This window comes from Pseudomonadota bacterium, assembly GCA_039815145.1.
Taxonomy (GTDB): Bacteria; Pseudomonadota; Gammaproteobacteria; order Steroidobacterales; family JBCBZW01; genus JBCBZW01.
The window spans coordinates 1-9,521 of the sequence record JBCBZW010000169.1 but is presented as its reverse complement, the minus strand read 5'-3'; the positions used below and the strand labels follow the sequence as shown (position 1 = coordinate 9,521).

The following is a 9,521-nucleotide window of genomic DNA, read 5'->3' as shown; positions in this document are numbered from 1 at the left end:
TCGCGACATCAAACCCAGCAACGTGCTGGTGACCGAGCACGGCGTGCCGAAGTTGATCGACTTCGGCGTGGCCAAGAATCTCGAGGAGACGGACTCTGAGCTGACCAGCGCCTTCGGTGCCCAGCTCACGCTGGACTACGCGAGCCCCGAACGCATCACCCAGGGCGACACGTCCACCGCGGAGGATCAGTACGCCCTGGCGGTGCTGCTCTACGAGCTGGTGGCCGGGGCCCGGCCGTTCCGACGGGCGTCCGTCAACATGATGGCGCTGTTGGACAAGGTGGCGAAGGAAGACGCCCCTGCGCTATCGCGTCGCTTCGACGACGAGTCACCCACTGAGCGTGCCGAGATTGCCGCCGCCCGAAGCACGAGCGAAGCGGGCTTGCGACGCGTCCTGAACTCCGACCTCAACGCCATCTTGCAGCGTGCCCTGGCCAGCGACGACACGGCTCGCTACACCTCCATTGACGCGATGACCGCAGACCTCGAGCACTACCTGAAGGGCGAACCGGTGAGTGCGCGACCGTCCTCCGCGGCCTACCGACTGCGCCGCTTCGTCGGACGCCACAAGGTGGGGGTACTGGCCACCTCGCTCGTCATCGGCGTGGTGTTCGCCTCGTTCCTGGTGGTACTCGACCAGGTGCGCCAGGCGCAGCAGCAACTCGCCCGCGCCAACGCCGTGGCCACCTTCATGAGCGACATCTTCAAGGCGCCGAGCAACCGCTGGAGCAGCACGCTTCGCTTAGGCGTCAACGCCACCATGCGCGAAGCACTGCTGGCCGCCTCCGCACACCTCGAGAGCAGCCAGGACCTCCCGCCCGCCACGCGCGTGGAGCTGATGGTGGCGCTCAGCGAATCCCTGAGCATCTGGGCCCTGGGGGAGCAGGCGGTGGCCCAGGCACGCGCCGCCACGGTGCTGGCCGACGCGCAGTTGCCCGCCGACCACCCGATGCGGGAGTTGAGTTACATCAACATGTCGATCGTCTCCAACATCCACGGCAGCCCCGAGGCCTTGGCGGAGGCGCCGACGTTTGCACAGGCCTCGATCGATTGGTTGGAGACCTACGACCCCACCAACTACGCGCGCCTGGCATCCTCCGTGGGCGACCTCGGCTACAACAAGTCGAAGCTGGGTGATCACGCCGCGGCCATCGAGTACTACGAGCAAGGCTTCGAGTACTGGGAGGCGGCGGGTGGTGAAGACGTGCATCCCCTGCGCGCGCTGGCCCTGGGGTTGCTCGGGTACTCCGCGCTGCAGGTGAACGACCTGGAGAAGGCGCACACAGCCCTGTCGGAGTCCTACGAAGTCTATGAGGTGCTGGGGGGAACGCCCATCGCCGAATGGACGATCACCTATCCCTACCTCGCGATGCTGGAGATGGCGCGCGGCGACTACGCCAAGGCCGAGGAGGTCATCGCCCGCACGCTGGCCGTCAGCGACCTCGACTATTCCAACGGGGTGGCCGAGTTCCGCAGCCGGGCCTTGGCGGTGCTGTTCTATCGGCAGCTCGGCCTGGACGAAGCGGCGGATGCGCAAATGGCCGTGCTGGCGCAGGACGCTTCCGCCCCGACTAGCGATCCGCTGTATCAGCTCTGTCTGGCGCTGGCGCAGATCGTCAACGCCATGCAGACGGGCGCCGTGGACGACGCACGTGGCGCCCTGCAGGCGCTGAGTGTGCAGCCGGTCGACCAGGCGCCGTGGTACCTCCACGCGAGCTATCTCGCCCTCTACCGGGCGGCCTTCGCGGAGGACGGTCAAGCGCCGGGTGAGGTGACCGACACCCTCGACCGCTTGGTCGAGGCGCACGCTTTGCAGAAGTCGTTTCTGTCCGACCGTTACGCGCTGAACGCTCCCCCGTCGCCGGAGAGCTAGGCGGCCCCATTTCTCGAAGCATGTGCCTGCCGGCACTTCGCACGGACGCGGGTGGCCTCGCCTATACTGGCGAGCATTCGGCCTGATCCCTCGGAGACGCCATGCGCGCGATGCTGTTCATCCTCACGGCCACGTTGGTCGGTGCCTGCGGCGGAGCGCCCGACGGGGTCGAGTCATCCGTCGAGCTGGGCGCGGTGCCGGCGAGCCTGGTCGAGCGCGTACGCGCGCCGCGCTACACGCAGCACGCGCGCAACGTGATCGTGTTCGTCGGCGACGGCATGGGGATCTCCACGATCACCGCAGGCCGCATCTACGACGGCCAACAACGTGGCGTAGACGGCGAATCCAACGTGCTCGCCTTCGAGCGCCTCCCGCACACGGCGCTCATCAAAACCTACAACACGAACCAGCAGGTGCCGGACTCGGCCGGCACGGCAACCGCCATGTTCACCGGCCACAAGACGCGCGCCGGCGTTATCTCCGTGGGGCCGCAGGCAGACCGCAAGGACTGCGCGGCGGCCCTGGAACATCGCCTCACCACCGTGTGGGAGCGCGCCGAGCGCCAGGGCCTCGCCACCGGCATCGTGACCACCACACGGCTGACCCACGCGACGCCGGCCACGCTCTACGCCCACAGTCCCGAGCGCAACTGGGAAGACGACAAGCACCTGCCGGCCGAGGCGAAGGCCCTGGGCTGCCGCGACATCGCCGATCAGCTGCTGTCCCGGCCCGAGGGGGACGGCGCCGAGGTGATGCTCGGCGGAGGCCTGCGCAACTTCCTGCCGCGGGAGGTGGATGGTCGTCGCCGTGATGGTCGCGACCTGCTGGAAGAGTGGTCGAGTGGCGCGCCCGATCGTCAGATCGTGCGCACGGCCGAGGAGCTGCGGACGGCAGCGATGCAGGGTCAGCTATTAGGATTGTTCGCTAATTCGCATCTGCCATACGAGCTGGATCGCACGGCCGACACCACCGCGCCCACCCTGCGGCAGATGACCGAGGCGGCCCTGGACCGCCTGGAGGACGCCGACAACGGCTACTTCCTCATGGTCGAGGGCGGGCGTATCGACCATGGCCACCACGATGGGGTCGCGGGCAAAGCGTTGGCGGAAGTGGTCGCCTTCGGCGAAGCCGTCGACGCCACCTTGGCTCGCGTGGATCTCGCTGAGACGCTCGTGCTGGTGACCGCCGACCACTCCCACGTGTTCACCATGGGTGGCTACCCCACGCGCAATAACCCCATCCTGGGCCTGGTCGTGCACAACGACGGCGCGGGCCACGCCCACCCCATGCCGGCCGTCGACGCCGACGGCACGCCCTACACCACCCTCGGCTACCTCAACGGCCCCGGCGCGGGCTTCAGCGGCCCGCGTCCCATGCCCGGAACCGGCCCGCAATCGTTCCAGCAAGCCCTCGTGTCCACCTTCTACACCACCTCGAGTGGCGAGAAGGCCCTCACGGAAACCCACGCTGGGGAGGACGTCGCCCTCTTCGCTGGCGGGCCCTGGGCGCACCTGGCGAGTGGGGTGATGGAGCAGAACCTGATTCACGATCTCATCGTGTTCGCGTACGGCTGGTCGCTCGAGGAGCAGTAGGCGCCGCCCTTCGCGTAGCACTGCCAGCGGGCGCACCTGGCGCGACCCGATATACTCCGCCGCATGGATATCGTGGGAATTCTGTCAGCGCTCCTGGTGCTAACGATCTTGGTGGGGGCGATCGCCGGATTCGTCGCGAATGCGCGCATCGGCCGCCTCCAGCGTGAGGTCTCCGCGCTGAGGGCGCAGGGGGAGTGGATCGCGCGCGCCTTGGAATCGATGCGTCGCGATGGTGCTGCGGCATTCTCTTCGCCGCCGGAGTCGGCGCCGAACCCCGAGCAAGTCGCAGCTGACGGGGCGGTGCCTCGAGCGGCTGATGACGCCGAGGACGCGGCGCAATCGTGGCAAGCGCGCCTGGAGGCCTTGCAGCAGCAGCGGCAAGAGGAGAGCGCCGCCTCGGCGGCGGCTGCCGTGGACGAGGGCCCAGTGCTCGGCGAGCGCTGGGGCGCCCAGCTGCAGCAACACTGGATGACCTGGCTCGGCGGTGCGTGCGTGGCCCTCGCCGGGATCTTCCTCGTGCGCTACTCGATGGATCGGGGATGGCTCGGTCCCTTGGCGCGTATCCTGGCGGCCCTCGGCACCGGTGGCGCGCTGCTCGGACTGGCCGAGTACCTACGGCGTCGCCAAGGCGGCGCTCAGCCCGCGCTGGCAGCCCTCGCCGGGGCCGGCTGTATCACCCTGTACGGTGCGCTCCTGGCGGCGATGCGCCTATACGATTTGATCGGTCCTGGTGCAGCCTTCGGGGCGATGGCGCTGGTCGCCTTAGGTGCTATGGCGCTGGCGTTACTCCACGGCCCCATGCTGGCAGCCTTCGGCATGCTGGGCGCTTACCTGGTGCCGATCCTGGTGTCCACGGGTACCGGCGATGTGCGCATCGTATTGATCTACTCGCTGATCATCTCGTTGAGCGCCTTGCTGCTGCTGCGCTACGTCTACCGGCCCTGGCTCTGGTGGGGCGCCGTGGTCGGTGCGCTCGGGTGGTGGTTTCTGTCCTTAGACGCCTCGGGCGCAGATGGCCTGCGCACCCTCTACCTCACCGCCTTCGCCTACCTGGTGGCCGCCGCGCCCACGGGCGACTGGCGCCTGCGGAGCGACTACCCGCAGCCCGAGGGTAGCTACAACCCGCTCAAGGCCCTGCGCGGCCTCGATACGAAAGCGCGTGATGCCTTGCTCACCTACGCCCTCGCCGCGCTGGCCACGGGGCTGTCGATCCTCGCCAATCCGGACGTGGCCTCGCCCTGGTGGCTGGGCTTGCCCTTCTTCGCGTTCACCCTGTGGCTATCGCGCCATCGCGATGCCGTCGTGCTGATGCCGTGGCTCGCGTTGTTGGTGATCCTGGGTGCGTGGCTGCTCGCCTTCGTCGATGCGCAGAACGAGGTGTTTGTGCTGGGCACTATCGCCCAGGCGTCGGTGAATACGTTCCTTGCGTACCTGGCGCTCTATGCACTGCTCGCGGTGGGCATGGGGCTGTGGTTGTTCGTGGTGAAGACCACGCGCACAGCCGTCTGGGCTTCCCTCGCCACCCTCGCGCCGGTGCTGCTCATCATCCTCGCCTACCTGCTGATCGCGCGCCCCGACGGCGACACCCGGTGGGGAGTGCTGACCCTCATGCTCGGCCTCAGCTACCTGGCCACGGCCACCACCGTGGTGCGCAAACACCGTGTGGACTCCCTCGCGGTGTGGCTCTTCATCGCGGGGCATCTGGCCTTGGGCGTGGCCGCGACGATGGTCTTTGACGCCGCCAGCCTAACGCTTGCGCTCGCCGCGCAGTTGGTCTCCCTGGCCTGGGTGATCCGACACTTCGAACTGTCCGGTCTGGGCTGGTTGTACAAGCTGGTGATCACGCTCGTCATCGTGCGCCTGACCTTCAATCCCTGGCTGGCGGGGTACCCGGTGGATGTGCATTGGTCGCTCTGGACCTACGGCGGCTCGGCGCTTTGTGCGGCCTTCGCGGCGTACTGGCTGCGCTCGCAACCGTCGCTGGCGCGTTGGGCGGAGGGAGCGGCGCTGCACCTCGGGGTGCTGACGGTGTGGAGCGAGATTCGCTACCAGCTGTACGACGGGATCGTGTACGCGCCTCGCTTTGAACTCACGGAGGCGGCGCTCGCGATGGTGCTGGCGGGGGCGATGGGGTTGGTCTACTACCATCGAGCGAAGAGTGGCCAGACGTTGGCCGGGTTCTTCCGTGCCTATGGCCACGTGCTGGCGGCCTTGGCGCTGGGGCTGTACGCCCTGATCGCCTTGTTCACGCTCTGGGGGGTGCCGTGGGTTCACCAGGACGTCGGGCAGACCCGTGTCTTCAATCTGCTGTTGCTGGTGTTCGGTGTGCCTGTCTTGCTGGGTCTCGCCTACCGCCGCTGGTACGCGCCGGCCCTGCGCGCCTCGGCCACCGCCTTTGCGGGAATCTCGGCACTCCTCTTCGCCACCGTGGAGATTCGCCACCTCTTCACCGGGACGGTGCACCCGTCGCGCCCGCCGATCGAGGGGGCGGAGCTGTACACCTACTCGGTGGTCTGGCTGGTGATCGCCTTAGCGCTTTTGCTAGGGGGCACTTGGCGCCTGGGGCAGCAGGCCTATCGCGCCGGCCTGGGATTGCTGGGGTTGGTGATCGCGAAGGTGTTTCTGGTCGATCTGTCGGATCTGGATGGGTTGCTGCGGGTGGCGTCGTTCATGGGCCTCGGCCTGAGCCTGCTCGGCGTGGCTTACCTGCACCAGCGGCTCGAGGGGCGGGTGGCAAGCACGGCCTCGTGATGCCACCCGCGCGCTTGCAGTACTAGGGCTCGGCGATGGCGGCCAGCACCTCGTCGACGGGTTTGGCGCCCAGGAGCATGCGCCCGTCCTCCAGGTAGAGGGTGGGTGTGCTGGAGGCACCGAGGCGTCGGGCCAGAGCCATGTGGTCATCGATGGGATGCTCGCAGCTGGTGTCCGCATCGGTGAAGTTCTCGCCGTTCATGGCGGCGGTGATCGCCGCTTCGGGATCTTCGCTGCAGGCCGCCGCCACCGCCTTGCGATAGGACCCGGAGCCCACGCCTGAGCGCGGCAGCATCACGTAGCGCACGTCGATGCCGGCGTCCTGGTAGCTGGCGAGGTCCTGGTGCAGGCGTCGGCAGTAGGGGCAGTCGATGTCCGTGACCACCGTCACCCGGTGCTTCGCCGGTGAGGCCGCGTAGCGGTAGAGCGATGCGTCGGCGGCTTCCACGAGGATGTCCTGGCGGGCCACCGCCATGCGGGCTTCCGTGAGGTTCTCCCGCTCGGCGACGGAGATCAGCGGGCCGCCCAGGAGGAACTGACCGTCGTTGGAGACGTAGAAGAGCTGCGTGCCGAAGGCCACCTCGCTCATGCCCTCCACCGGGGAAGGGGTGATGACCGGCGCCGACTGGTTGGGGAACAGCTCGGCGAGGGCGGCCTCCAGGGCCTGCTGATCGGCGGCAGCGTCGGCCTGGGCAGCGTGGGTGGCCAGCGCGCTGATCAGGAGTAGGCAGAGGGTGGAGAGGTGCTTCATCAGGGGGCTCCTGGGGTTATTGTTGTGGGCGCAGTATCCCGCCAAAGCCCGCCGAGGGCAGCTAATTTCGCGCTAACAGGACCTAAAAAGATCTCAACGTCGCGCATTGTGGGATGTCGTGGCCCTATCCGGGGGTTGGCTGGACATCCGGGATGCGGTCACTACACTGTGCGCCTCGCCCAGGCGTGCCCCCTCTGCACGGCCTGATGGAAAGACGTTACCCCACTCAACCCGACTCAGGAGCTGAACCGCCGGTGAGCGAGACAGGCCCCCGCGAACGCTCCCTGCTGGGCCGCATCGGCCGCAACGCCGGGTTCCTGGTGAGCGCCAAGGGCGCGGGCGCGGTGTTCGGGCTGTTGTACCTGTCGTTGGCGGCGCGCGCCCTCGGGGCGGCGGACCTCGGCATCGTACTGCTCACCCACAGCGTGGTGGTGACGATCCGCGAGATCGCCTCCTTCCGCTCCTGGCAGGTGCTGATCAACTACGGCGCCACCTACTTGAAGGCCGACGACCTGCCGCGCTTCCGCCACCTCCTGCGCCTCACCAGCGCCCTCGATGTGGTGGGGGCGGTGGTCGGTGCGGCGGCCGGCGTCGTGGCCATCTTGCTCTTCGCCAGCGCGCTGGGCATCGAGGCCGAGTACCAGCGCATGGCACTGATCTACTGCGTCACCTCCCTGATCGCCCTGCGCTGGACGCCGATCGGTCTCCTGCGTACCTTCGACCGCTTCGACATTCTCGCCCGCCAGGCCCTGGTGGTGCCCGTGATGCGCACGATCGGGGTGGCCGTGGGCTGGTACTTCGACTGGCCCCTGCTCTACTTCATCGGCGTGTGGCTGGTGAGCGATGCCACCGCCTCCCTGGTGCTCATCGCCTTAGGCTGGCGGGAGCTGAACCGCCGCATGCCTAGGCTGGACTTCATGGGCGGTGAGCGGCGCAAGGATCACGAGGGTATCTGGCCCTTCATCGTCTGGGCCAACCTGCAATCGACGGTGGCGGCGATCGCTCTCAACGCCCCGGTGATCCTGAGCGGTGGCCTCATCTCTACATCCGCTGCTGCCTACGTGAAGGTGAGTCAGGAGCTAGCAAATGTGTTGGCCAAGCCGGCGCAGTTGCTCGGCGATGTGATCTACCCGGAGGCGGTGCGGATTCGCGCGGACGGCGATGTGGCCCGTCTGCGCGCGATGCTGTTCCGCTTGACGGGCACGGCGGCGGCGATCATCGGCGCGGTGGTGCTCCTGGGATCCCTGGGGGCGGAGCAGATCCTCGGTGGCCTGTTCGGCGAGGAGTATCGCGAGGCGGCGGCCGTGCTCACCATGTTCCTCATCGCGGGCGGTGTGCTGGCGCTCGGCCTGTGCTGTGAGTCGACCCTGTTCGCCCTCAATCACCCGCGCGCGGTGTTCCTGTGCCGCGCGGCGGCCACCGTGATCCTGGTGGTGGGCATCGCCGCGATGGCGGGCCAGCGTGGTGCGGAAGGCGTGGGGCTGGCGATGCTCGCCTACGCCATCTCCGCCAGCGTGCTGCTGTGGAGTTCGGCCCTGCGCGCCCTCAAGCAGCAGGAAGCGGCCCAGGCCGCTTAGACCAGCCAGTCCTCCTCCCGGCCGTATGGCGCAGGCAGGAGCGAATCCACGCAGGTGTCGTCGGGGGTGCGTTGGCTGGTGCGCGGCACGATCGCTGCGCAGTGCGCGGGCGCGGTGTCGTCGGCTAGGACCGGCGGGTCCGGGTGTTCAGCGGCGGTCGCTTCAGCGGGGAGAGCAAGACCCAAGTCAGTAGCGATGGATGCGACCCGGGCTTCCATCGCCATCGCCGCACACGCGTAGCCTGCCTCGCGCGCGTTGCCCGCGGCCGTCTTGGCCAGGTCCAGCGCCGAGTCCTGCCGACCCTGCGCCAGAGCAGCGCGGCTGAGCACGTCCAGGGCGGCCACCAGCAGGTAGCCGTTGTCCTGGGACTGCGCCTGCTGCATGAGCGCGTTGGCGCGTTCGCGGGCGGCGGCGATGTTGCCTTCGGCCAGGGAGGCCTCCGCTCCCATCAGCTGGGCTTCCAGGAACGCTGGGTGCTCCTGGCTGGCGAGGGCGAAGAACTCGCTGGCGGCGGCGAAGCGATCCTGCTCCAGGTGCTCCATGCCTAAGGAGAAGGCCTGCAGCGCGGGCAGCATCGGGGTGGCCTCGTAGTGGCTGGCGACCGGCGTCGACGCCACGGGGCGCGCGACGAGGCCGAGCCATGCGGCGCCGTTGGCCAGCACCATCAGCGCGAGGCCCGCCGTGTAGGCCAAGCGCGGCCTCATCCTGGGGCGGGCTACCTCCTCCTGGTGCAGCGGCTGCACCCAGGCGTAGCCGAGGTTCGGGTGGGTGCGGATGGCGTCGAGGGGTTTGAGGGCGGCGCGCAGGGCCGAGATCGCCTGAAACAGGCTCTGGTCTTGCACGTGGCCGCGCTGCCAAACGCGTTCGATCCGCCACCAGCCCACCAACCGCAGATTCGCATAGTGTAGTGTAGTTCCGTGGACGGTTCCAGGTAGCCGCCAGCGTGGGTGATTGCTGGTGGCAGTGGAGTATCCAAC

The 9,521-nt window shown here is 68.2% G+C and carries 6 protein-coding genes; 4 read left to right on the top strand and 2 right to left on the bottom strand.

Features of this window, described 5'->3' with window-relative positions:
* From AAF184_22975 to AAF184_22965, 3 genes are all read left to right on the top strand, one after another.
* Window positions 1-1,873, top strand: a 1,873-nt coding sequence (locus AAF184_22975) for a protein kinase (protein MEO0425218.1), incomplete at its 5' end; no start/stop codon positions are given.
* 101 nt (window positions 1,874-1,974) lie between these two features.
* Entirely contained in the window at window positions 1,975-3,465 is a 1,491-nt protein-coding gene (locus AAF184_22970) for an alkaline phosphatase (protein ID MEO0425217.1), read from the top strand.
* Between the two features lie 63 nt (window positions 3,466-3,528).
* Window positions 3,529-6,216 (top strand): DUF2339 domain-containing protein, encoded by a 2,688-nt coding sequence (locus AAF184_22965; GenBank protein MEO0425216.1) that lies wholly within the window; start codon window positions 3,529-3,531, stop codon window positions 6,214-6,216.
* Window positions 6,217-6,238: 22 nt separating this feature from the next.
* Here AAF184_22965 and AAF184_22960 read toward each other — a convergent pair whose 3' ends face one another.
* Window positions 6,239-6,967 (bottom strand): DsbC family protein, encoded by a 729-nt coding sequence (locus AAF184_22960; GenBank protein ID MEO0425215.1) that lies wholly within the window; start codon window positions 6,965-6,967, stop codon window positions 6,239-6,241.
* A gap of 254 nt (window positions 6,968-7,221) precedes the next feature.
* Here AAF184_22960 and AAF184_22955 point away from each other — a divergent pair, with 254 nt between their 5' ends.
* Complete coding sequence (locus tag AAF184_22955; protein MEO0425214.1) at window positions 7,222-8,544, top strand: lipopolysaccharide biosynthesis protein; 1,323 nt, start codon at window positions 7,222-7,224, stop codon at window positions 8,542-8,544.
* Here the strand turns inward: AAF184_22955 and AAF184_22950 are convergent.
* Window positions 8,541-9,386 carry a hypothetical protein gene (locus tag AAF184_22950; GenBank protein ID MEO0425213.1) on the bottom strand — a complete coding sequence of 282 codons (846 nt, stop codon included), beginning with the start codon at window positions 9,384-9,386 and terminating at the stop codon, window positions 8,541-8,543. The genes AAF184_22955 and AAF184_22950 overlap by 4 nt on opposite strands.
* Between the last annotated feature and the right edge of the window lie 135 nt (window positions 9,387-9,521).

Excerpts from the sequence above, each read along its gene's own strand:
- AAF184_22965 (MEO0425216.1), top strand. The coding sequence starts at position 3,529 with ATGGATATCGTGGGAATTCTGTCAGCGCTCCTGGTGCTAACGATCTTG.
- AAF184_22960 (MEO0425215.1), bottom strand. The coding sequence starts at position 6,967 with ATGAAGCACCTCTCCACCCTCTGCCTACTCCTGATCAGCGCGCTGGCC.
- AAF184_22970 (MEO0425217.1), top strand. The coding sequence starts at position 1,975 with ATGCGCGCGATGCTGTTCATCCTCACGGCCACGTTGGTCGGTGCCTGC.